A 22,057-nucleotide genomic window follows, 5' to 3' on the forward strand; every position below is an offset into this window, starting at 1 on the left:
GTTCCGCTTTTTTTATTTTATTAAGGGTGGTTAAAAGAAGGATTACATTAATAACATAATCTGTTTGTGAAAAAAACAGCAGCGTACGGAGTCCATTTACTCACTGCTTTAGGGGCAGGACTTGGCTTGTGGGCACTTATTTTAACATATAACGGGTTTTATAAAGAAACAGTTTGGATACTTGCTGTGGCCGCCATCATCGATTCTGTTGATGGGGCACTCGCACGACTTACTCAAACAAAAGAACATGCCCCAGCAATTGACGGTGCCCTAATGGACAACATCGTTGATTTTATGACCTGGACTATTGCTCCCCTACTATGGATTTTTGCAACAATGAACATCCCTACGTGGGTACTGGTGATTTGTGCCATAGCAAGCATCTTTGGGTTTTCTAATACCAAAGCTAAAACGGATGACCATTTTTTCCTGGGTTTTCCATCCTATTGGAACATTGTAGTATTCTACATTTTTCTACTTGACCTGCCTATTACTTTTGCTTCTGCAATTTTATTGATGTTTGCAATCGTAACATTCTTGCCTGTCAAGTTTGTTTATCCATCCCGAACAGAATATTTGCGTCTTTTTACTTTAGTCCTCGGTGGAGTGTTTATACTTCAACTTTCTATATTACTGTATTATTTTGATCAGTCTCCGTCGTGGTTAATTTACAGTTCCTTTTTATTTCCGTTCTACTACTTCGGACTCTCCTTTTTTGTTAATATTAAATCACCCGAAACATCCCACTAACTCTTCCGTATTATTTCTACAAAGACCAACAAAACCACTAACTGATATTGCTTATGGGAGCTCGTTTAAAAAAGTCTCGAACTGATAAAATGATTACCGGTGTCTGTGGTGGCATTGCTGAATATTTGGGATGGGATCCCACAATCGTCAGAATTATTTTTGTGGTGACCACTTTTCTTGGATGGGGTAGCCCCGTTCTCCTCTATTTTATCCTCGCTTTGGTAATGCCGGAATAACTCTCTCCCGAACGGTGTAATCAGTTTTGAAATTATAGCCCTATTTCATAACTATGGATAGTTATCCATCTTAACGAAAAACATAGTTATGAGAATAGGCATCGTTGGTCCTGCCGACAGAGCAGTTGCATGGGAAAAACATTTGCGTCCCCATCGCACCGTCTCAGAGGTGGTTATCGCCGGCAAGCTGTCAGAAATTGGTGAAGTTAATGCATGCCTTCTGATGGATAACTACTCCAAAAACCTGGATCGCTTACTTGCAGCAGTTAAAGCTGGATATCATACCTTTTTGATTGCCCCCATCCCCACCCAGACTAAGCAGATTGAAAAAGTTTATCACGCTGCTGAAGAATCAAATGTTCTTGTTCAGTTTTCACACTGGCCTACTCTTGCTCCCGCTTCAAAATGGATGTCAAAAAAGATTGCAAAACCCTCATTTCTGCAAGTTAACCGTGAGCTGAATTATTCCGAATTTGTAGAGTCGGATCATCCTTTTGAGTATTACTGGATTGATGAGCTTGCGTTTTGCCTGCGATGGATAAACGGATCAGTACATCACATAGATTTAAAAACAGTCGAACTATCAAAACAGCATTTGTACGCACTACATATACTATTACGCTTTGAAAGCGGGGCAACGGCCAATATTTATGTCAACGTAACAGCAACGAACTCCCGACATCATCGGCTTGCCGCAAACAATCATTTTATTTTAGATTGCGATGTGTTAGAACAGTCCGTGCGGTTGGGAGAGGAAAATAGAGATGGGCACTTGTTCTTCAACAGTAAATCGTTCGATGCCAGCAAAGCAGCTGAATTAGCAGCGTTGAGCTTTCTGAAAGCTATCCAGTTTAATCGTGAGACCATTTACAATGCCTACCATCTTTGGGAGTTAAACAAAACAATCGATAAGATTAAAAAAAGGCTGACCCGCGTTTAGCCTTCTTTTTTGTGCATCATCTTAAAAAATCCCTTCAACTCTTCGCGCGATCCAAGCTTATCAATAAAATTAAACTGTCCTGCGGAAAGACGTTCCCCTCCATCAATGACCACACATTCTCCGGTAATATACGGAGCCATATCCGACATTAAGAACGTTGCAAGGTTAGCCAGTTCTTCTTTATCTCCATATCGTCCGGCGGGAATTTTAGACAAGAATTTTTGCTCAGCACTTTCATCGGGAACCAATCGCTCCCAAGCGCCCTTGGTGGGAAATGGCCCCGGAGCAATAGCATTTAATCGAATATCGTACGTTGCCCACTCATAGGCCAGCGACCGTGTCATAGCCAACACACCCGCTTTTCCACATGCAGAAGGCAATACAAACGCCGATCCGGTATCCTCAGAATAGGTGGTCACCATATTCAAGATATTGCCTTTACGATCTTCGTCAATTAGATAGTTGCCAAATACGTGTGTACAGTTAAACGAGCCATGCAATACGATATCAACTACGGCTTTAAAACCTCCGGGCGAAAGATCCTCGGAAGCCGACAAAAAGTTACCGGCCGCATTATTAACAAGACCGGTCATATTGCCAAAGTCGGATACAATTTCTCCAATCATCTCTTCGATGCGATCATAATTGCGCACATCAGCCACATAGTATTTTGCTGTGCTGTCACTGCTGACTTCTTCAATTTCCTCGACGGCCTTTTGGAGCTTCTCCTCCGTCCGACCGCAAATAGCAATATTACTGCCAAGTGAAGCAAATTTCTTGGCCATCGCTAATCCTAATCCACTTCCACCGCCTGTAATTAAAATCGTTTGATCTGCTAACGTATCTGATGTAAACATAAAGGATAGATTTTGCAAGGGCTTATCGCAGTAAGCCCTTGCATTGCAAAGTTAATTTAAATTCTCAAAAATACCGGCAGCACCCATACCTCCCCCCACACACATAGTCACCATACCGAACTGTTTATCCAGTCGCTGAAGGTCGTGTAGAATTTGTGTCGTAAGCTTTGCACCGGTACAGCCAAGCGGATGTCCCATAGCAATAGCACCGCCATTAATATTGACGATTTCTTCATCCAACCCGAGTTCACGAATTACAGCTAAAGACTGTGCCGCAAACGCTTCATTTAACTCTATTAAATCGATATTCTCCAAATCAAATCCGGTTTGCTTAAGCACTTTTGGCACTGCCTCAACCGGACCGATTCCCATAATTTCTGGCGGCACACCGGCTACTGAAAAACCGTGGTACTTCGCGATGGGCTTTAGTCCCAGTTCATCTGCTTTTTCTCTACTCATCACAATTACCGCTGCCGCAGCATCATTCATTTGTGATGAATTTCCTGCCGTTACCGATCCCCCTTGCTTAAAAGCGGGATTTAGCTTAGCCAGAATTTCTTCGGAGGTGTCGCTCCGCGGACCTTCATCCGTATCAAAAATAAATTCGGTCTCCTCTACTTCACCATCAGCCGTTACTTTCTTTTCTTTCACTTCGATGGGTACAATCTGATCCTCAAAATAGCCTTCATCCCAAGCCTTCAAGGCACGCTGGTGACTGCGATAGGCAAAAGCGTCCTGGTCTTCACGACTCACATCATACTTATCTGCCACATTTTCGGCCGTCAATCCCATATTGATATATATTTCGGGATAATTGTCCACCAAATCGGCATTTAAGCGTGAAACATATCCCCCCATGGGCACAAGCGACATCGATTCTACGCCTCCGGCAATGATTACGTCCGCACCTCCCACCATGATACGCTCAGCGGCTTGAGCTATCGTTTGTAATCCGGATGAACAGAACCGATTCATCGTGGCAGCCGGAACAGAAGGCGGAAGTCCACCTAAAGCAGCAGCTTGACGGGCAATATTCAATCCCTGTGCCGCTTCAGGAAATGCACAACCCATGATTACGTCATCGACCTGTTCGGGTTGCAGATTTGGTGCCCGTTGTAGTAAATTCTTGATCACTTCTCCACCCAGCGTATCAGGTGCAGTAAAACGCAGTGATCCCTTATTCGCTTTTCCAGTTGGCGTTCGCGCAGCAGCAACAATTACAGCTTCTTTGGTAGTCATAAGTCAAAGTATTAAGTAGAAAGTTTTAGGGAGTTTCTTCATCAAATTATCAAAGAATTCAGGAGTCAGAACACAGAAAAACTTCTTCTATATTCTGAGTTCAGAATTCTTAATTCCTCAGTGGTTTACCTTTCTTGAGCATGTGCTCTATTCGGGCTTGGGTTCGTTCATCTTCCAAGAGTTCTAAAAAGGCCTCACGTTCAAGACGCAAGATATAATCTTCAGGCACCTCTTGCGGCTCGCTCAAATCACCACCACTCATTACATAGGCTACCTTCTCAGCCACCACCTTGTCATAATCCGTAATAAAATTTGCCTCCTGCATGATATGAAGCATCATCTTCAATGAACTTAACGCCTCATTTCCAAGCACTTTAACCATTGGTTTTTTTGGTGGGTAGTACCCAGCATCTGCCATTTGTTTGGCCTCTGCTTTGGCATTGGCTATCAGTAGATCCCGATTCATAATGATGGAATCCGAATCGCGCAAATACCCATATTCTCTGGCCTTGGGCGCGCCGTCAGACACTTTAGCCATCCCAATCGTCTTAAACTTCTCTTTAATATTCGGCATGGGATCAACTTGTTCATCTTCTAACAAACCTTGCATCGTTCGCAGCAGTACTTCCTTTGTTCCCCCTCCGGCCGGGAGTAATCCAACGCCCACTTCCACCAAGCCGGCATACAATTCATGATGCGCTACCACCTTATCAGCATGGAGAATAAATTCCACTCCGCCGCCAAGTGACCGGCCAAAAGGTGCTACGACTACAGGAAACGGACGATACCGTAATCCCACGGCCACATCCTGGAAATTCTTTGCCGCTTGCCTGACCTGTTCTTTCTCTCCTTTCTGCCAGGCCCCCATCGCCTCCATCAAGTTGGCACCATAGGTAAAATTATTGCCATCATGACTAATAACCAGTCCATCAAATTGTTCCTCAACTATATCACAGGCTTTCTTCAGTGATTGGACGAGCTCAAAGCCCAGCGTGTACTGCTTAGTTCGAAATTCAAAAAGTGCAATGCCATCACCTAAATCGTACAACCCGGCGCTGTCGTTGCCAAAAACCTCTTTATTATTAGATTTAAGTGTAGCAACCTGAATAGCTCCCTTTGCTGGCGGACTCAGCTTCTCAACGTCTCCGGTTGCCAAATTATAGACCGTTCCCTCTTCCTTGTCATAAAAGTGATCTCGTCCGCTGTCGAGCATAGCCAGAACATTGTGAGGCACATCCAGTCCTTCATCCTGCATACGCTCGACTGATTCCTTAACACCAATAGCATCCCAGCGCTCAAACGGCCCCAATTCCCAGTTGAAGCCCCATTTCATAGCGCGGTCAATGGCTTCCACTGAGTCTGTTATTTCAGGAATACGATTAGCTGAATACAGCAGCAAATCGCAGTGTACTTTCCATAAAAACTGTCCTACTTCGTCATCCTGATTGACTAAAAATTTCAATCGTTCCTCGGAAGTTTTAAACTTTTTCTTAGCCTCGGTTGCGCTTTCAAATTCAGGCTCAATCTGCGATTCGTATTTCCCCGTTTCGGGATTGATGACTTTATATTCCTTGCCCGAATCGGTGCGCACCTTTTTGTAAAACCCTTCTCCCGCTTTGTTGCCGTGTTTCCCATCTTCTACCATCTGCTCAAAAGTATCAGGCAGATCGAACACTTTGCGCCGTTCGTCATCTGGAATAGCTGGATACAAATTCGTTGCCACGTGATGAATTACATCCAAGCCGGACATATCGGCAGTTCTAAAGGTTGCTGCTTTAGAGTAGCCGGTAAGTGTTCCCAACAGATAATCAATCTCCTCGGCACGGAAATTCCCGTTAAAAAAGTGCGGCATGATACTGGCCATCGAGAAGATTCCGATGCGATTGGCAATAAAATTGGGCGTATCCTTACACTTCACCACACCCTTACCCAAATCACGCTCACAAAAACGACTCATATATTCTACGACTTCATCAGCAGTGGATTCGGTGGGAATAAGCTCCAACAGTTTCATATACCGGGGCGGATTGAAAAAATGTGTGCCCAGAAAATGCTCTTTAAATTCATCCGAACAATCCTCACTAATATCTCCAATTGGCAAACCGGAGGTATTCGAACTCACGATCGTCCCCTCAGTTCGAACATCTTCAATTTGAGACATCATATCTTTTTTGATATCCATTTTTTCGATGATGGCCTCGCAAACCCAATCAACTTCCTTGATGATATCCAGATCATCGGTAAAATTTCCGGGCTCGATGCGGTCCGCGTATTCCGGCAATCCCAGCGGCGACGGATTCATCTTTTTGAGTTTTTTTATATTATCTAAAACCGTCTGATTGGGATTCTCACTCTCCTCATCCTTGAGATCAAGGAGCCATACCTGCATTCCGGCATTAACACAATGTGCCGCAATTTGGCTACCCATCGTTCCTGATCCAAGTACCGCTACTTTCTGAATATCATATTTGCTTGTGGACATAAATATCTATGTTCTATGTAATAAGTTATTAATTGCTAAATTAACCACGCAAAATCACGAAGGCCCCAAGACACTAAAAGTATTTAATTATTTGCCTTTGGCTCCTCTTCCTGGTAAATCGATTCGATTTCATCTTCATAACGTTCTTTAACGACCGGGCGTTTAACTTTCAGTGTGGGCGTAAGTTCACCGGATTCGATAGAGAAAGGAGTTTCCAGCAACACAAACTTTTTGACCGTTTCCCAAGGGGAAAGTTGCTTATTCACTTTATCGACTTCACGCTGTATAAGTCTTTGAACTTCCGGGTCTTCATTTGCAGGATCCGAAACAGACTTACCACGTCCCTTCAACCACTTTTTGGCATTTCCATAATCCGGTACGATCAAGGCCGAGCAGAATTTTCGCTGATAGCCAATCACCATAGCCTGATCAATAAATCCACTTTCGCTGAGTAAGTTTTCAATAGTCTGTGGAGCAACATATTTACCGGTAGATAACTTAAATACCGATTTTTTTCGATCAGTAATATACAAGTAATCATCTTCAAGCTTACCTACATCACCAGTCATAAACCAGCCGTCATCGTTAAATACTTCGTCCGTTTTTTCTGGATTATTATAGTATCCTTCCATTACATTGGGCCCTTTTGCAAGAATCTCTCCATCATCGGCAATTTTAATATCTACATTCGAAAGCGGTCTCCCGGAACTACCTACACGCATATGATCTTTGTCATTAACGGACAACACAGGCGATGTCTCTGTAAGTCCGTATCCCTGCATACAAATGAGTCCCAAGGCATTCATAAATCGGAATAAATTAGGCGAAAGAGCGGCACCACCACTTACCATTCCCAACAGGTTGCCTCCGAAAAGTTCACGGATTTTTGAATACACCAGTTTATCCGCAATCTTATGCTTAATGGCATCCAATCCGCTGGGGGGATTTTCGGGATCATATTCCTCAGCCCGATTTATAGCCCAGTAATAGAGCTGCTTTTTGAGTCCGCTCATCTCCTGTCCCTTTACCTTAATTCCGGTATGAATTTTTTCCAGAAGTCGAGGCACTGTTGCAAAGTAATAGGGTTTTACATATTCAAAGTCATCACGAATTTCATCTACTTCCTCGATATAATAAATAGGATATCCCATACTCAGATACATATAGGTAATCATTCGCTCAAAAACATGCGAAAGCGGCAGATAGGATAGCATCTTTTCATGCTCTCGGACGGTTTCATCAAACGGAACACGCTCCAACGATGCCAGCAAGTTCGAAGCAATGTTATTGTGTGTGAGCATTACCCCTTTGGGATCGCCGGTTGTGCCCGATGTATAGATAAGCGAAGCGAGATCATCCGGCCCTACCTTTGATCGCAATTCTTCAAACAGATCCGGATTCTCTTCATGCTTTTTTGCTCCCATTTCGAGGATGTCATCAAACTCTTTGAGTTTACCGTGCTTGGAGCCAAATATGGAAATTATAGCTTTAACATTCTCTATCTCTTTAATAATTGGCTTCGTTTCGGCAAAAAGCTCATCATTAGAAACAATGTGCACTTTTGCCTCAGAGTTCTCCAAAATGTACTTAATCTGCTCTGCCGGCTGCGTAGTATAAATAGGAACGTTTACCGCACTTAATGAAAGAATTGCCTGATCGCAAATCACCCATTCAGCGCTGTTTTCAGAATGCAGGCTTACTGTATCACCGGCTCGTACACCGAGCTCGTACAACCCAAGGGCAAAATTACGAACTTTCTCCTGGAACTCCTCCTTACTCGTTTCAACCCATTCTCCATTCCGTTTTGTAGAAATGAATACATCTTTGTCATGCTTTTGTATCCCCTTTTCAATCTCTGAAACAATAGTAGTCGGATCGTAAGCCATAGCAGTACTATATTTAATTGTTGATGACAATCTTTACCAATAATTTAAACGATTGCGGATGATTTAAAAGTCTATTTAAATTTATCTTCCATTTTGGTAATTAACCTGCATCCACTAATCAATTGTAACAGAATCATTTATGTATATCCAACCTAATATTAAAAAACGTGTTGAAAAATTTCTTTCTATTTCAGAAAAAAACATGGGAGATGCTCTTGGCATCGAATTCACTTCCTTCAAATCTGACGAAGTAAAAGCCACTATGCCCGTCAATAAAAATACCGTACAACCCTTCGGATTACTCCATGGAGGAGCTTCTGTTGCTCTTGCTGAAACCTTGGCATCTGTCGGGGCCTGGCTCAATATCGAGGAAGAAGGAAAAACAGCAGTGGGTGTTGAGATCAATGCCAATCATGTACGTGCTGCCCGTAAAGGAGAAACGGTGCACGGCGTTTCTAAACCCATCCACAAAGGACGTCAAACCCAGGTGTGGGAAACCAAAATTTTTAATGAGGATGAGAAGTTGGTTTGTATATCAAGGTGTACGCTGGCTGTGGTAGATGTTTAGTTGTGAGTATTGAGATATGAGACTTCAGTGCAATTTCTTATAAAATAATCTGTAAGGATAGTCTGACTATTCGGTCATACTAACAAGCTAAATAGTAATTAAAAAACTTCTATTATGCACCGATACAAAAAGTTAGATATCTGGAAACGATCAATCTCCTTAGCAACTGATATTTATGAGGTAACTACAAACTTTCCGGCTGAAGAAAAATATGGATTAGTATCTCAACTACGAAGATGTGTTGTATCAATTGGATCAAATATTGCTGAAGGAGCAGGACGAAATACTAATAAGGATTTCAAACGCTTCTTAAGTATTGCATACGCATCTTCCTGTGAATTAGAAACGCAACTGATCATTGCAAAAAATTTAGATATACTGCCTTCCAAAGCTGGCAAAATCCTATTGAGTGAGATTAATCAACTTCAAAAGATGATTTTCACTTTCTCCAAGAAATTAACTCCTGCATAGAAAAATACTACCAAACAATCTCAATACTCACTACTCAAGACTCATCACCCAATACTACTCTACTCATACAGCTGCTGCAATAATTTTCGTTTGGTAACCGGAAAAATCGTCTCCCGAAATGGGAAATCCAGATCAGTGTTAAACGCAAAAGTTGCCGGGTTAGGTAAGTCCTTATTTTCATCGATGAGATTAAGTTTAATAGCATTTGGAGACCGATAAGCTCCGTCCTGCTCTAATCCTTTCAGAAAAGCCGTTTTCAGTGATCGATATCTATCCTGTGAACTTTCAAAAACAGTGAGCTCATACTGGAAAAGTAACAATTTCGATTCCTCGTTATCAGGCACAAAAAAATATCCCTCATCCGTATAATTAGGAATAATACCGACTTCTTCGAGCTTGATTTCATCGTTCACAAATTCATAAATCGTTTTACCCTCTTCGATTTTTGCTTTAATCAATGGTAATCCCCACTCAATTAGATCTTCAACTTTTGACAGATCGGATCCATCTACAAAAACAACTTCGTGCTCAATAACTTCATTTACAAAATCGATCTTTTTGATCCGTTTGGGAAACTCATCCCGCAAATCCCGAAGTCGACTTAATATATCATCCAGGGTTGTATAAAGCTCTACCAGATGACTTAAGTGCGGATAAATCTTGTTCATCTGAAAATCATCAGAAATCGATTTGAGTCCCGCCAATATTTTGTACTGCTGAGATTCAAAATCAGATTGAAGGTGTGTAAAAAGATCAAGATCGAGTGAATGAGCCATAGTGACCTCCTGCCTTTGTACCGTAGTGAAGATGATATCCTTTTTTCAACTTTAATTAATAACGAAGAGAGGAGCAAGTTTTATTGTTTAAACGGTGGCCAGGAGCTTGGGGCATCGGGCAGAGAGTAAAATCCTGGAATCGAAATTGACTCATAGCTTTCCTCTCTCTTAATTTAAATTTTAGAATATATTTATCGGTCACCCACACTCCACTCTCTATGCACCGTACCCCATGCCATTATTCATCCCGAAACTGCACATCTTTCCACTGCTCGAAATGATGCGTTACTTTTCGTCGCTGATACTTTCCTGTAGAGGTCACCGGAATCTGATCCCCAAAAACAACAACCTTCGGGGACTTCGAAAATGGCAAATACTCTCTGCAATACTCCAGAATAGCTTCCTCATCTTCCTCTGCGCCTTCTTTAAGTTGGACATAGGCGCCCACCTCTTCCCCATACCAATCATTTTCAAATCCGACGGCTATACCGGCTTGAACACCCGGCGCCTTATTAATCACCTCATCAATTTCGAGGGGGGCCAGATTTACTCCCCCCCGGATAATCAGTTCCTTTAACCGGCCGGTAATAAAAAAATACGGACGCCCTTCCTCATCATTAACATAGAATCCCTCATCTCCACTGCGAAACCAACCGTGTTTAAACGTCTTTTCGTTTGCTTCCCGGTTGTTATAATACTTCAACATCACATTTACCCCGCGGATTACAATTTCGCCGCGCTCCTCTTCTTCCAGCTCGTTACCATCTTCGTCGTGGATCGCCATCTCATTTGCCGGAATAGGTACCCCAATACTGGGATAGCCGTAATCAGCAATCCACTTTTTGTGTTCTTCTTCGTCCAGATCGACAGGAAGAAAACATGAGTAGCAGGTCGTCTCCGAAAGTCCGTAACCATGGATGATTGGGATATCAAAGCGCTCTTCAAAGGTCGTTGCCACTTTGACGGTTAACGGCCCTGCCCCACAAATTATGTGCTTTAAGGTTGAGGTATCAGACGTCTCTTTTTCTGAATAATAATTATTGAGATACTGCAGTAACGTAGGCACAACACTAACGATGTGAACCCCCTCTTCTTTAATAATGGGGAAAAAGCGACTGGTTCTAAACTTTTGATTGAGCACCGTGGATCCGCCCGCAAAAAATGGGGTCATCAAAGTAACTACGGTCCCATTGACATGATGGATGGGGAGCACGCACATCATTCGCGTTTGATTATCGATATTATGCCAATCAGCAATGCTCCGGGCATCTTCAAGTAAATTACGCTGACTTAGTGCTACTCCTTTGGGGGCACCTGTGGTGCCTGATGTAAAGACAATCAGGGCTTCTGAATCATCCAATACATCATCAGGGAGTTCAAGATCTCCCTTTTCATGAGTGAAATTTTCAATCTCTCCTTCACAAACAATCCACTCCACATTTTTCAAATACTTGTGGGATTCCAGAATCCCCCGAAATCGCTCCCGGTATTCGGTACGTACGAACGCCAGTTCCACTTCCCCGTTCTCCAAGATGTAGGCAATACGCTCATCATCTTCCCCCAAATTGATTGGCACAACCACTAATCCCAAGAGCCAGGCTGCAAAATATTGCACAACGGTATGCCAGTGATTATATGAGATCGTAGCAATACGATCACCGTGACTTAGTCCATGGTTCTGCATTAACCGCGCGCAGTTTATTACATGCTGATAAAATACGGTATAACTAACCTCGGTCCGGTTCTCATTTTCATCAATGTAGGTCAAATAATTACCTTTATTATCCGAGCGTTGTTGTAACAACTCTGGGATATCATTAACAGGCAAAGGAGGTAACTGTTCAGAAGTATTTCGCGCGTATTCAATTTTTTGCCGAAGTTCTTTAAAATCCATAAAGCACCTATTTATTCCCCATTGATCTGTGTTCAATTTTAGGTTTTGAAGGGCGGAAAGGCAAATGACTTCCCTATTTTGAACGAACTGTTGTAGAAACTATGTTTTTAAAATACACACGAAAGAATATCATTTTTCATGAAAACGCTGAATAGTTTTCTCATTTTAATTATAGCAGCTGCCGGAATATGGCTTGCTTTCGACGATCCTGCCCCTTTGCCGACTGACAATTTACCATCACCACAATTTAAAGATACTGTTGCAGCAGATACCGTAGAATGGGAACGACCTCGTTTTGATCAGCGAAAAAGTGAACGCCGCAAAATGGTCGAGCAAGGTATTGAAAACCGCGGTATTATAGATGACCAAAAAGTACTGGATGCCATGCGTCATGTGCCACGGCATTTTTTTGTGCCCAAAAACCATCAGGAATATGCCTACGATAATCGTCCCCTGCCAATCGGTTATGACCAAACGATTTCTCAACCTTTAATTGTCGCCTACATGACCGACCTTCTGGATATTGAATCTGGTGAAAAAGTACTGGAAATTGGCACGGGCAGCGGCTACCAGGCGGCGGTTTTATCTGAACTTACCCCACATGTTTATACCATAGAAATTGTAAAACCATTGGGAGATCAGGCAATCAAGCGATTTGAAATACTGGGATATGATACCATCCAAACCAAAATTGGTGATGGCTACAAGGGATGGCCCAAACATGCCCCCTTCGAGGCAATAATTTTAACGGCGGCACCTGAAGATATCCCTCAGCCTTTAATTGATCAGCTGGCTCCTGAAGGGGTGTTAGTAGCGCCGGTTGGTAACGTCAACGAGAACCAGGTCTTAACAAAAATCACCAAAACAAAAGACGGTGAAATAACCAGAGAACAAAAAATGCCGGTTCGATTTGTTCCAATGACTGGCAAAAGTCAAAAACAGTAATTCTTTTTCAATAGTATTCTATATCTTTCTTTGACCGTTACTTGGCAGGTTCCCAGGAACCGAAATGCGAGGGAGAATCTTTTTTATCAAACGTAAATTCTAAAACTATACCTTCTCCCTGACCTTGTATCTGATTTAATTCAGTATTTAGCTGTTTAGTAAGTTTATTAATTAATGTTTCGTCCAGAGATCCAGAGCCTGCAATTTCAAATGGTGATGAAATGCCCTGAAATACAGTTTTAATACTCTCATCTCCTTCTTCTACAAGAATAGAAATTTTGGTAGTACCATTGGAATTATTACCCTCATACCTACAAATAAGAGTCAACAGCTCATTAAGTAACAATCCATATGTTACGGCCTGATTGATCGTCAGTTTAAAAGGGGAGCAAAACAATTTAATCCGGACATCATCTATCTCTCCAAAATTACCTTTTATCTGCTTTATCACGCTCTCTATATATACATCTACATTAACATCGGCAGCATCTTCGTGCTGGTAGGTCTGCTCATGTACTTTACCCATAGAATAAATACGGGAATGACTTTTTCGCAATTCATCTTCTACGAGCTTGTTTTCTGTATTTTGAAGCTGGAGCTCAATAAGTCCGGATACTAACTGCATATTATTTTTGACCCGATGATGGATTTCAGCTATCAGTGACCTTTTAATACGAACCTGTTCTTTTAACGCCTTATTCCAGCTTTCTACCAATCGAATACCTCCCAATCCGGCAGCAAGCAAAATCACAATAGCAATCCAAGCAGTTAACTCAAACGTTTGTGAAGCACTTAAAATCTCATTTGCAAGATCTGACGGTGTATTCCTTAATGCCTCTTCTATCCGCAGGGTTCCCAATTGTTCGGCAGAGAGTATAAAAATCACCAGTACGGTTACTACGGATATAATAGCACTATACACCCATCCCAGTGAAATTTCAGGTCGTTCAGGGACATCAAAATATTTGTCCTTAAGACGCTCTATCCTATTGCCCACAACAAAAAGAATGGGAGCATTAATAAAAACGAGCTGAAGAAAGGTGCCGGTCCACCAACTTTGCCAGGCAATAAGTGTCTCTTCAATTGTCAGACCATGAACATGGCTCCATATCAAGGATCCCAGAGAAGAAGCCATCGACGCTACCAATGCAACACCTACAAAAAACGCAAAATGCGTAACACTGTTTAATGTGTAATTAAAATGAGTGCTGTAATATACAACTGCAAAAATCCCCATCCCTAAAACAACTGCTATACCAAATAGTATAGACCATTGCATGGGCATATTAAAAGCCAGCGCCACCATAAATGTAGAGAGATATGCAGGAATAAATCCCCATTCAAATCCCAACCAAAACAGTAATAAGTTTGATATTAATAGCGGGGGATAAAACAACAAAAACAACGAAATTGCTTGTCTCGTACTTGCCAGCGTATCCCAGTCTGACGGTATCCAGTAAATAACGGAGAGGAAACTAATAATAAATAAGACAAGCCATAAGCCCAGTAGCAGCACTACCTTTTTACTAAACAACCCATACTCTTCCAGCAAATACCCTAACGGCAGCGGGCGCCAATACCCTCTATCTTGCCCCCTTGCACTCTTTTTTTCGTTCTTCATCTTAATAATACGTTCCAATTTTTAGGGTTAGCCAAGTTCTGCCCCTCTTTTTAAACTCCTTTTGATTATTATATCCTCCTCAAAACATCTCTATCGAATTTGTCTTTGCATACGTAATAATCAGTCTATTTTGATTCTACTATAAGTTTTTATGAATACAAAAAATCAGCTCTCTAATTAAAAAAAACTAATAATCAATACACCATTTGAAGCTTTTGACCATTGGAAATAATCGTTAGATTATTTTTCATCTTTTCTATTTCCATTAATATCATAAATCATGAAATATACGCGGTCAACGATCTTTATTTGTTTTCTCCTACTTCCTTTTCTGGGTTTTGCCCAAGAATCTTCAAGTAGTAATAAGGGAAATAATATAGATCAGCTTTTGGAATTAGTCCCAATCCAACAAACTTTAAATGATATTCCAAAGGATCTGGAGCAACAATTCACACAAAATCCATTTGGTATATCCGCTTCAAAAAATGAGCAGCTAATAGAACTATTCAACGAAGCATATAACGCTGACTCTCTTTCCAAGATCGCTCACAAAAACTTTAAAGAGAACTTTGACCCCAGCTATTCCGACTCCGTTCTTAGCATCCTCGATTCAGAAGCAATCAAACCTATTCTAAATACTGAGGCCGATTTTTATACCGTTCAGGGCATCCGTAAGCAGATTGTCACAAAATATGAGCTGGAACAAGATGAACCGTCCCAAGAACGGATTTCTATTGTCAAAGACATTATTGATCAAAGGTCTACAAAAGAATCTGAAATAGAATCTCAAACTATCCTATTTCGCTCTTTGGTTATTGGTACTGATGCAATCAGCAGTAAGCTTAGCTTAAGTGAGACACAGATTGACGGTGTTCTCAACAATTTTAAGAACCGCCTGCAGATGCAGTTAGAAAATGAGTTAGTCAACAATTACTTGGTCATGTACCACGGACTGGAAGATGAACAACTCAAAAAATATGCTGATTTTTATGCTACCGAAGCGGGAACTGAATTTAAGGAATCCCTGAATGAAGCTATTCATACTGCTTTTCAGGAAGCTTCTGATCGATTTATCACCAACGTTGAGTCGTTGTAAATCAATATCACATTTAGTTGTAATCAATTTATACCCATTACCTATATGAAAAAGCGTTTTTTAATTATTCTGGCTTTTGCTGTTTCATTGTACAGCTGCTCTACAACACAACAAACAACGTCTGATGATGGAGTTACTGAACAATATGAGCAAGAAGAAGCTCCGGACTCTGTAAATTTTGAAACGATGCTGGAACCCCCTGAGGGATGGCACCATTGGGATGAGGAAGTTACTCGATTCCGCGGTATTAGCAGCGACAAAGCTTATTTTGAGTTACTGGCTGATAGATCCCCACAAAAAACAGTTACAGTTGCCGTTATAGACGGTGGAGTAGATACTGACCATGAAGATCTCGATGATATTATGTGGATCAATGAAGATGAGGTTCCAAATAATGGCAAGGATGATGACAATAATGGCTATGTGGATGATGTAAATGGCTGGAATTTTATTGGCGGTGCGGACGGAGAAAATATAAATCACGATACCTTTGAACTAACCCGTCTTTATCAAAAGCTGACAGAGAAATATGGGCAAATGAAATCATCTGCTTTAACGGACGAAGAAAGAGAAGAATATCTCTATTACCGGGAAATTAAATCGGATTATGAAGACAAAATCCGAGAGATCAATCAACAGTATAAAAATATTCAAAATATAGAACAGAGTAAGGCAGAAGCTGAAAATATTTTAAATAACCATTTTGCCGACTCGTCTTACTCCTATAAAGATCTCCAAAATCTACAGCCTACCAGCCAGGATCTTAACTTTGCCAAAAATGTAATGCTGTATGTGATGGAAAATGATATCGACTCTACACTTATTGCTGATCAGAAAAAACAGATTTACGAGTTTGCAAAATACGGTTACAATCCTGATTTCAATCCACGCGATATAGTGGGCGATGACTATGAAGATAAATCGGAGCGATATTACGGTAATAACGATGTAGCGGGTCCCGATCCTTCTCACGGAACACATGTAGCCGGAATTATTGGAGCAGAACGCAATAATGGGGTTGGGATAAATGGTGTGGCAAACAATGTTGAAATTATGGCCATTCGCGCCGTGCCCAATGGCGATGAGCGCGACAAAGACGTGGCCAACGCCATCCGCTATGCCGTAGATAACGGGGCGGATATCATCAATATGAGTTTTGGTAAAAGCTATTCTCCCCACAAGGAAGTTGTTGACAAAGCCGTGGCACAAGCCAACAAAAACAATGTACTGATGGTGCACGGAGCGGGTAACAGTGCTCAAAATACTGATACAACGGCAAACTATCCCACTGACAAATATAGCAGTGCCATAAGTGATTCTGCTGCCACTCTTTGGCTTAGTGTGGGAGCCACAAGCTGGAAACCAAACCAGAAATTTGTCGCTAACTTCAGCAACTATGGCGACCAAACGGTTGACCTATTTGCTCCCGGAGTGGATATTTACTCCACCATGCCTGACAATGAATACAAGTTTCAGGAAGGAACCAGTATGGCATCGCCGGTTGTAGCGGGTGTTACTGCTCTTATTATGGCTTATTATCCGGAATTATCGGCCCAGCAAGTTCGGCAAGTTATTCTCGAAAACACCACTCAATATCCCGATCAGCAAGTAAATGTACCGAGCGAGGGAAATCCCGAGGAAGCCGAACAGACCGCCTTTGCAAAATTATCTGTTTCTGATGGTGTAGTAAATGTATATAAAGCCCTATGGGCAGCAGAGCAGATGAGTAAGAAATAATTATAAGAAAAGTTATAGTTCAATCACTCTTCCCTTTTCTCGTACATAATCAATAAAGTCAGCGTAAACTTCATGGGATGATACGGTAGAGCTATCTCCAACCATAATAAGCTTCCGTTTTGCGCGAGTCAGTGATACATTGAGTCTTCTAACATCCTCGAGAAAACCTATGTTTCCATTTTTATTGCTTCGGGTCAGTGATATAATAACTACTTCTTTCTCTCGTCCCTGAAAACCATCCACCGATTTTGTTTCCAGGTTTTCCGTATCAATTTTACGGTCCAGCAAATCAACCTGATCTTTATACGGACTGATAACAGCAATATCTTCCGGCTGTACCCCTGATCGCAGTAAATTATCCGCCATCTTTGCTACCAGAAGAGCTTCCTCGGGATTTTCTTTGGATGTTGATCCCTGCTTGGTCCGCTCTGCAGCATCGCGTCCGGCCGTATCTACAAATATAACCGGTTCACGTGGATCAAGAATCTCCGTCAAATTGTTATCAAATAAATTGATATCCAACTGGAAATCTTCAAGGGTATACTCTTTTACACTTTCATTGGCAGATAAAATCCCATCATAGAATTGCTTATTTGAAAATGCCATAATGTTCTCATGCATGCGATACTGTACATCCAGCATATTTTTGATATCAGAATGCTTTTCAGCCAGTCGTTCAAAAAGCGTGTCTTCCAATCCTTTGTCAGCAGCTTTTCGATTCTTCACCGTAGGAGGCAGCTGCCGATGATCTCCGGCCATTACCACCTTTTTAGCACGAGTAATAGGTATCAAACAGCTCGGCTCAGTCGACTGTGTAGCCTCATCAATCACGACGAGATCAAACTCCCGGTTTTCCATCAGTTCACTGCCGGCGGTGCTGTTGGTGGTACAAATAACCTGCTTGGTCTCCAGAATTTCATTAACGGCTTCCTCCCGAAGCTGGTCCGCTTCCTCAAAAAGCTCCTCGATCTTATTCTGCAGCTCAATCCAGCGGGCCATCTCCTGAATTTTATCTTCGGATACCCCGCGCGAACCGCGCCCCTCTTCAGCAAGCTCTTTTATTTTGGTATTACTCATACCTCGTCGATATTTACCGGATGGATGGGGGAACTTTTCCTGCTCCTCTTTCTTCTCAAATGCCTGGGCTCGTAACTCTTCCGACTTACGATACTGGTCATTTTCCTCGATCAGGCTGTCCAGGGTATGATTCTGAAGCTGTGGCGTTACTCGTGCCGGATGTCCTACCCGAACGGCTTTTACTCCACGATCCAGCAGGAAATCCAGCATATTATCAACAGCAATATTTGATGCAGCCGTAGCGAGCACTTTCTGTCCGTTGGCTACTGCTTGTTCAATCACCTCAATAACTGTTGTTGTCTTACCGGTACCCGGCGGACCGTGAATAAGATGCACATCTTCAGCACCCAAACTGTGGGCTACCGCCTCTTTTTGGGATTCATTCAGCTCTTTGTTGAACCACTTATCTACCTCTGCTTTTTCTGGTTCCTCAGGTGAACGCAACCCTACTATAATATTCCGAAGATCGGCCAATCGTCCGGTTGCTTCCTCTACCCTTGTCAATGCATCCTTCATACGCTGGTAGGTAATATCATTGACATATAGATCCATCCGCAATCCTTTGTCAAATATAAAGCTCCGGGGCTGATCAAAAGCAACAGTAATAGAATAGTTAGTTTTCTGCACAACCGTACCCGTGGGATTATCGCTGAGCAACGGATCTCTGCGCGAAATCATCACCAGATCGCCAACAGCTATTTCAGTCTCCGGGAGCGGCTCTCCTTTATGCTGTCGCATAAATTTTACCAGCTTACCTTCGAGCGCATTGCCTTCGTCACGTCCTCTTAAATGAAGAATAGCTTTTCCTTCAGCCTCCCGCTGTTGGCCGGAAAGAGTACGAATACTCTCTTCATGCTCCCGCATTTCCTCCTTGCGTTCCAGCTCAACCAGTTGTTTGAACCGGTCTACATAGCCATAAATGGTTTCAATATCCTTAAAATCTTCCTCTTCTATATTCCGGACCGATACCCTGGAATGATCCACTTTTTTTCCATTCAATTGAGTTGCCAACTCTTCTGCCTTACCATTATTTACTTCTATAAGAGCTCTTGATCCGTTGATATCAATATTGCCAATAATGCCCGGATCTATATCTGTTTCACCGCCAATGGCGCCAAGAATATCGCCCGGACCTTGGTTTTTCAGTTCAGTGATTAAAATATTGCTCATAGCCTTATTCTAATCTCTTCTTATCTTCTTTTTATTTTGATTTAGCTTCATCTAAACACAAAAAAAAGTAAAAGGAATTCCAAGCATCTCCGAAAATTACAGATTACATTTTTGAAAATTCTCTGATGAAACTAAAAATAGATATGCCTATCCTAAAAACGATATAACTATCCCACTAAATAATTAGAATCAACTTGCTAACCCTTTTTCTTCTTTAGATATGTTTTATCCGGATTTTCTACCCGACACTATCACAAATTCTCCCGGAATTTCATATCCAGACCCATTACTGTAAGACTTGATGGATTCTATATATTCGGCATGAACCTCATTTTTGGTTTTTTCATCAAACTTGCGATATGCCAAGGCTACGGCTCCTCCCAGGAAAGCGGCAGTAATAGCCTGTTCATCCGAATCGAAATGTAGTGTCATATCAAATCGATCAGACCTCAGATCTTCAAAGCCAGCTTTTTGAAATGTTTTGTGCAAATTCTCTCCCGTTCCCAACTGGAAAAAGAGTGGACATACATCTGACTCTACCCGACGGTCTACGATAGGAAAAAGTTCTGTCCATCCACAAGCACTGCGACGACCCCAAACCAAAGCCGTAGCTCGTCCACCCGGTTTTACCACCCGATACATTTCCTTTATCGCATTATCCGGATTTGGATAATACATCAATCCCAGCGAGTTGATAGCAATATCAAACAACGAATCCGGCAGATCAAGATCTTCAGCATCCATATGTTCAAAAGTGATATGTGAAAATCCTTTCTTTTCTGTTTCCTCAGCCGCTTTTTGAATCATACCTTCGGAAAGATCGATCCCCACAACTTCGCCCTCCGATCCTACGGCCCGGGCGATAGGAATCGTCACTAATCCCGTACCGCAGGATATATCTAACACCTTCGCTCCTTTTTGAAGGTTCGACTTTTTAAGCAGCCGCTCCTGGGCCGGACTAAGCTGGTGCTGCCAACCTGCATCATAATGCGGGGAAGAATAATCCCATCCATATCGCTGTACTCTACGTTGTAGTTCCGGTTTCATAATTGTTGAACTAAGTGTTGATTGAATTTTAATTTTTTATAGCAACTACGCAGCAAGACTCAAGCCTAAGCTCACTACCGTTAAATTCCATTTTTGGATCTAATCTTGACGTTGTTTCCAGCAGGGAAAACCCATTCTCAATTAGTATTTCTTTCCATTCTTCAACTTTATACAGATTGAATCCAAACTGTACGAATGGAAAATTGAGCATGCTTTCCCTGGTCCTCATCCCTGTATAAAATCTGCCTCCCGACTTGAGTACACGGTGAATTTCTTGCAGATGAGGCTCAGGATCATCCCAAAAATAGATTACCATATTGCAAAATACTTTATCAAAGAATTGATCGTCATACGGAAGCGCATCACTACATCCCCACTGAAGATCCAACCTGCCGGAAGTAATAGGTGCGCTGTTATTTTCCTTTGCAGTCTCAACCATTTCTTTGGAATAATCTATTCCGGCAACTTCCAGTCCGTTAACATTTGAAAACAGCTTGTCGAAAAACTTACCGTTGCCAAACCCTATTTCCAGTATCCGGTCGTTATCCTTTGGCTCTATCAGATCAATCATCACATCATAAAGAGGTTTATTGGCCTCGTTCATTTTAAAACCAACTTCTTCAGCTAAGTCTCCCGAAGGTTGACGGAGTTGTTGGGCTATAGTTTTCGGATCGGGATCAGGTCTGAAATAATTTTGAAGTTTTTGCAGAATAGTTGGCGTCACGTTGCCTCCTTCTCTTTTGATTTGATGATCACTTCCCGCTCAACCGGAATAGCTCGACTAAAATCATCTAACACCGGACTGTGTTTATCTGCATCTTCGATCATCTTCATTATTTGATCTTTCGTAGCCGGACTTTCGATGTAAACTCTGTATCGAATGGCCTCAAATCCGGGCGGATCATCTGTAATATGCAACATGCCCCGAGCATCAAAATCCGACTCGACATCAATTTCGATGTTATCTATCGGGATTCCCAGCACGGCAGCTCGCTGCGAATAAGCAATTGCCAGGCAACTGCCTAAGGCACCACGTTCTAAAATTCCGGGTCCCGGCCCTGCGTCATTTCCTCCCTCGGCTTCGCCGATATCCACCTTGAATTTCCAGTGTTTATGCTCCACCTCACAGGTCGTTCCGTCAAACAATCGCACTTTTGTTGTAGTCGTACTCTTCGCTTTTGACGGACGCATCTGTAACGCCTTTTTGTTTCGTTCAAAGGCTTCTTTAATCATTTTTGGATCAGCCATAATTGCTTTTTTTTACA

General features: G+C 42.1%; 19 protein-coding genes. 8 read left to right on the plus strand and 11 right to left on the minus strand.

The window, feature by feature from the left end; genetic code table 11:
- Positions 1–66 precede the first annotated feature (66 nt).
- From CK503_RS02135 to CK503_RS02145, 3 genes are all read left to right on the plus strand, one after another.
- Positions 67–750 carry a CDP-alcohol phosphatidyltransferase family protein gene (locus tag CK503_RS02135; protein ID WP_095605121.1) on the plus strand — a complete coding sequence of 228 codons (684 nt, stop codon included), beginning with the start codon at positions 67–69 and terminating at the stop codon, positions 748–750.
- A 53-nt stretch (positions 751–803) separates the two neighbouring features.
- A complete protein-coding gene (locus CK503_RS02140) occupies positions 804–986 on the plus strand; it encodes a PspC domain-containing protein (protein ID WP_095605122.1) in 183 nt (60 codons plus the stop codon).
- An 88-nt stretch (positions 987–1,074) separates the two neighbouring features.
- Positions 1,075–1,926, plus strand: a complete 852-nt coding sequence (locus CK503_RS02145; RefSeq protein ID WP_095605123.1) for a Gfo/Idh/MocA family oxidoreductase — start codon at positions 1,075–1,077, stop codon at positions 1,924–1,926.
- Here the strand turns inward: CK503_RS02145 and CK503_RS02150 are convergent.
- From CK503_RS02150 to CK503_RS02165, 4 genes are all read right to left on the minus strand, one after another.
- The gene (locus CK503_RS02150) at positions 1,923–2,783 is read right to left on the minus strand and encodes an SDR family oxidoreductase (protein ID WP_095605124.1); all 861 of its coding nucleotides are present in this window, start codon (positions 2,781–2,783) and stop codon (positions 1,923–1,925) included. The genes CK503_RS02145 and CK503_RS02150 overlap by 4 nt on opposite strands.
- Before the next feature lie 51 nt (positions 2,784–2,834).
- Positions 2,835–4,022 carry an acetyl-CoA C-acyltransferase gene (locus CK503_RS02155; RefSeq protein WP_095605125.1) on the minus strand — a complete coding sequence of 396 codons (1,188 nt, stop codon included), beginning with the start codon at positions 4,020–4,022 and terminating at the stop codon, positions 2,835–2,837.
- 109 nt (positions 4,023–4,131) lie between these two features.
- Complete coding sequence (locus CK503_RS02160) at positions 4,132–6,504, minus strand: 3-hydroxyacyl-CoA dehydrogenase/enoyl-CoA hydratase family protein (RefSeq protein WP_095605126.1); 2,373 nt, start codon at positions 6,502–6,504, stop codon at positions 4,132–4,134.
- An 83-nt stretch (positions 6,505–6,587) separates the two neighbouring features.
- The gene (locus tag CK503_RS02165; RefSeq protein ID WP_095605127.1) at positions 6,588–8,390 is read right to left on the minus strand and encodes an AMP-dependent synthetase/ligase; all 1,803 of its coding nucleotides are present in this window, start codon (positions 8,388–8,390) and stop codon (positions 6,588–6,590) included.
- Positions 8,391–8,529: 139 nt separating this feature from the next.
- On the opposite strand from CK503_RS02165, the gene CK503_RS02170 reads away from it, so the two are divergent.
- Positions 8,530–8,958, plus strand: a complete 429-nt coding sequence (locus CK503_RS02170) for a hotdog fold thioesterase (RefSeq protein ID WP_095605128.1) — start codon at positions 8,530–8,532, stop codon at positions 8,956–8,958.
- 114 nt (positions 8,959–9,072) lie between these two features.
- Entirely contained in the window at positions 9,073–9,429 is a 357-nt protein-coding gene (locus tag CK503_RS02175) for a four helix bundle protein (RefSeq protein ID WP_095605129.1), read from the plus strand.
- A gap of 59 nt (positions 9,430–9,488) precedes the next feature.
- Here CK503_RS02175 and CK503_RS02180 read toward each other — a convergent pair whose 3' ends face one another.
- Both CK503_RS02180 and CK503_RS02185 read right to left on the minus strand, forming a co-directional pair.
- Complete coding sequence (locus CK503_RS02180; RefSeq protein ID WP_095605130.1) at positions 9,489–10,205, minus strand: hypothetical protein; 717 nt, start codon at positions 10,203–10,205, stop codon at positions 9,489–9,491.
- A 238-nt stretch (positions 10,206–10,443) separates the two neighbouring features.
- The gene (locus tag CK503_RS02185; RefSeq protein WP_095605131.1) at positions 10,444–12,099 is read right to left on the minus strand and encodes a class I adenylate-forming enzyme family protein; all 1,656 of its coding nucleotides are present in this window, start codon (positions 12,097–12,099) and stop codon (positions 10,444–10,446) included.
- Positions 12,100–12,237: 138 nt separating this feature from the next.
- Between CK503_RS02185 and CK503_RS02190 the strand changes: the two genes are divergently transcribed.
- Entirely contained in the window at positions 12,238–13,044 is an 807-nt protein-coding gene (locus tag CK503_RS02190; RefSeq protein ID WP_095605132.1) for a protein-L-isoaspartate(D-aspartate) O-methyltransferase, read from the plus strand.
- A gap of 37 nt (positions 13,045–13,081) precedes the next feature.
- Here CK503_RS02190 and CK503_RS02195 read toward each other — a convergent pair whose 3' ends face one another.
- Complete coding sequence (locus tag CK503_RS02195) at positions 13,082–14,665, minus strand: sensor histidine kinase (protein WP_141239861.1); 1,584 nt, start codon at positions 14,663–14,665, stop codon at positions 13,082–13,084.
- A 280-nt stretch (positions 14,666–14,945) separates the two neighbouring features.
- Here CK503_RS02195 and CK503_RS02200 point away from each other — a divergent pair, with 280 nt between their 5' ends.
- The gene (locus CK503_RS02200) at positions 14,946–15,761 is read left to right on the plus strand and encodes a hypothetical protein (RefSeq protein WP_095605134.1); all 816 of its coding nucleotides are present in this window, start codon (positions 14,946–14,948) and stop codon (positions 15,759–15,761) included.
- A gap of 45 nt (positions 15,762–15,806) precedes the next feature.
- Positions 15,807–17,498 carry a S8 family peptidase gene (locus CK503_RS02205; RefSeq protein WP_095605135.1) on the plus strand — a complete coding sequence of 564 codons (1,692 nt, stop codon included), beginning with the start codon at positions 15,807–15,809 and terminating at the stop codon, positions 17,496–17,498.
- A gap of 12 nt (positions 17,499–17,510) precedes the next feature.
- On the opposite strand, the gene CK503_RS02210 is transcribed toward CK503_RS02205, so the two are convergent.
- The 4 genes from CK503_RS02210 to CK503_RS02225 all read right to left on the minus strand — a co-directional run bounded on the left by CK503_RS02210 (position 17,511) and on the right by CK503_RS02225 (position 22,040).
- Entirely contained in the window at positions 17,511–19,745 is a 2,235-nt protein-coding gene (locus tag CK503_RS02210; RefSeq protein WP_095605136.1) for an IGHMBP2 family helicase, read from the minus strand.
- A 225-nt stretch (positions 19,746–19,970) separates the two neighbouring features.
- Positions 19,971–20,792, minus strand: a complete 822-nt coding sequence (locus tag CK503_RS02215) for a class I SAM-dependent methyltransferase (RefSeq protein WP_095605137.1) — start codon at positions 20,790–20,792, stop codon at positions 19,971–19,973.
- Positions 20,793–20,820: 28 nt separating this feature from the next.
- Positions 20,821–21,516 (minus strand): class I SAM-dependent methyltransferase, encoded by a 696-nt coding sequence (locus CK503_RS02220; protein WP_095605138.1) that lies wholly within the window; start codon positions 21,514–21,516, stop codon positions 20,821–20,823.
- Complete coding sequence (locus tag CK503_RS02225; RefSeq protein ID WP_095605139.1) at positions 21,513–22,040, minus strand: OsmC family protein; 528 nt, start codon at positions 22,038–22,040, stop codon at positions 21,513–21,515. Before CK503_RS02225 ends, CK503_RS02220 begins: the two co-directional genes overlap by 4 nt.
- Between the last annotated feature and the right edge of the window lie 17 nt (positions 22,041–22,057).

It is taken from the genome of Fodinibius salipaludis (genome assembly GCF_002287075.1).
Classification (GTDB): Bacteria; Bacteroidota; Rhodothermia; order Balneolales; family Balneolaceae; genus Fodinibius; species Fodinibius salipaludis.

Excerpts from the sequence above, each read along its gene's own strand:
- CK503_RS02140 (WP_095605122.1), top strand. The coding sequence starts at position 804 with ATGGGAGCTCGTTTAAAAAAGTCTCGAACTGATAAAATGATTACCGGT.
- CK503_RS02145 (WP_095605123.1), top strand. The coding sequence starts at position 1,075 with ATGAGAATAGGCATCGTTGGTCCTGCCGACAGAGCAGTTGCATGGGAA.
- CK503_RS02150 (WP_095605124.1), bottom strand. The coding sequence starts at position 2,783 with ATGTTTACATCAGATACGTTAGCAGATCAAACGATTTTAATTACAGGC.
- CK503_RS02155 (WP_095605125.1), bottom strand. The coding sequence starts at position 4,022 with ATGACTACCAAAGAAGCTGTAATTGTTGCTGCTGCGCGAACGCCAACT.
- CK503_RS02160 (WP_095605126.1), bottom strand. The coding sequence starts at position 6,504 with ATGTCCACAAGCAAATATGATATTCAGAAAGTAGCGGTACTTGGATCA.
- CK503_RS02165 (WP_095605127.1), bottom strand. The coding sequence starts at position 8,390 with ATGGCTTACGATCCGACTACTATTGTTTCAGAGATTGAAAAGGGGATA.
- CK503_RS02170 (WP_095605128.1), top strand. The coding sequence starts at position 8,530 with ATGTATATCCAACCTAATATTAAAAAACGTGTTGAAAAATTTCTTTCT.
- CK503_RS02175 (WP_095605129.1), top strand. The coding sequence starts at position 9,073 with ATGCACCGATACAAAAAGTTAGATATCTGGAAACGATCAATCTCCTTA.
- CK503_RS02180 (WP_095605130.1), bottom strand. The coding sequence starts at position 10,205 with ATGGCTCATTCACTCGATCTTGATCTTTTTACACACCTTCAATCTGAT.
- CK503_RS02185 (WP_095605131.1), bottom strand. The coding sequence starts at position 12,099 with ATGGATTTTAAAGAACTTCGGCAAAAAATTGAATACGCGCGAAATACT.
- CK503_RS02190 (WP_095605132.1), top strand. The coding sequence starts at position 12,238 with ATGAAAACGCTGAATAGTTTTCTCATTTTAATTATAGCAGCTGCCGGA.
- CK503_RS02195 (WP_141239861.1), bottom strand. The coding sequence starts at position 14,665 with ATGAAGAACGAAAAAAAGAGTGCAAGGGGGCAAGATAGAGGGTATTGG.
- CK503_RS02200 (WP_095605134.1), top strand. The coding sequence starts at position 14,946 with ATGAAATATACGCGGTCAACGATCTTTATTTGTTTTCTCCTACTTCCT.
- CK503_RS02205 (WP_095605135.1), top strand. The coding sequence starts at position 15,807 with ATGAAAAAGCGTTTTTTAATTATTCTGGCTTTTGCTGTTTCATTGTAC.
- CK503_RS02210 (WP_095605136.1), bottom strand. The coding sequence starts at position 19,745 with ATGAGCAATATTTTAATCACTGAACTGAAAAACCAAGGTCCGGGCGAT.
- CK503_RS02215 (WP_095605137.1), bottom strand. The coding sequence starts at position 20,792 with ATGAAACCGGAACTACAACGTAGAGTACAGCGATATGGATGGGATTAT.
- CK503_RS02225 (WP_095605139.1), bottom strand. The coding sequence starts at position 22,040 with ATGGCTGATCCAAAAATGATTAAAGAAGCCTTTGAACGAAACAAAAAG.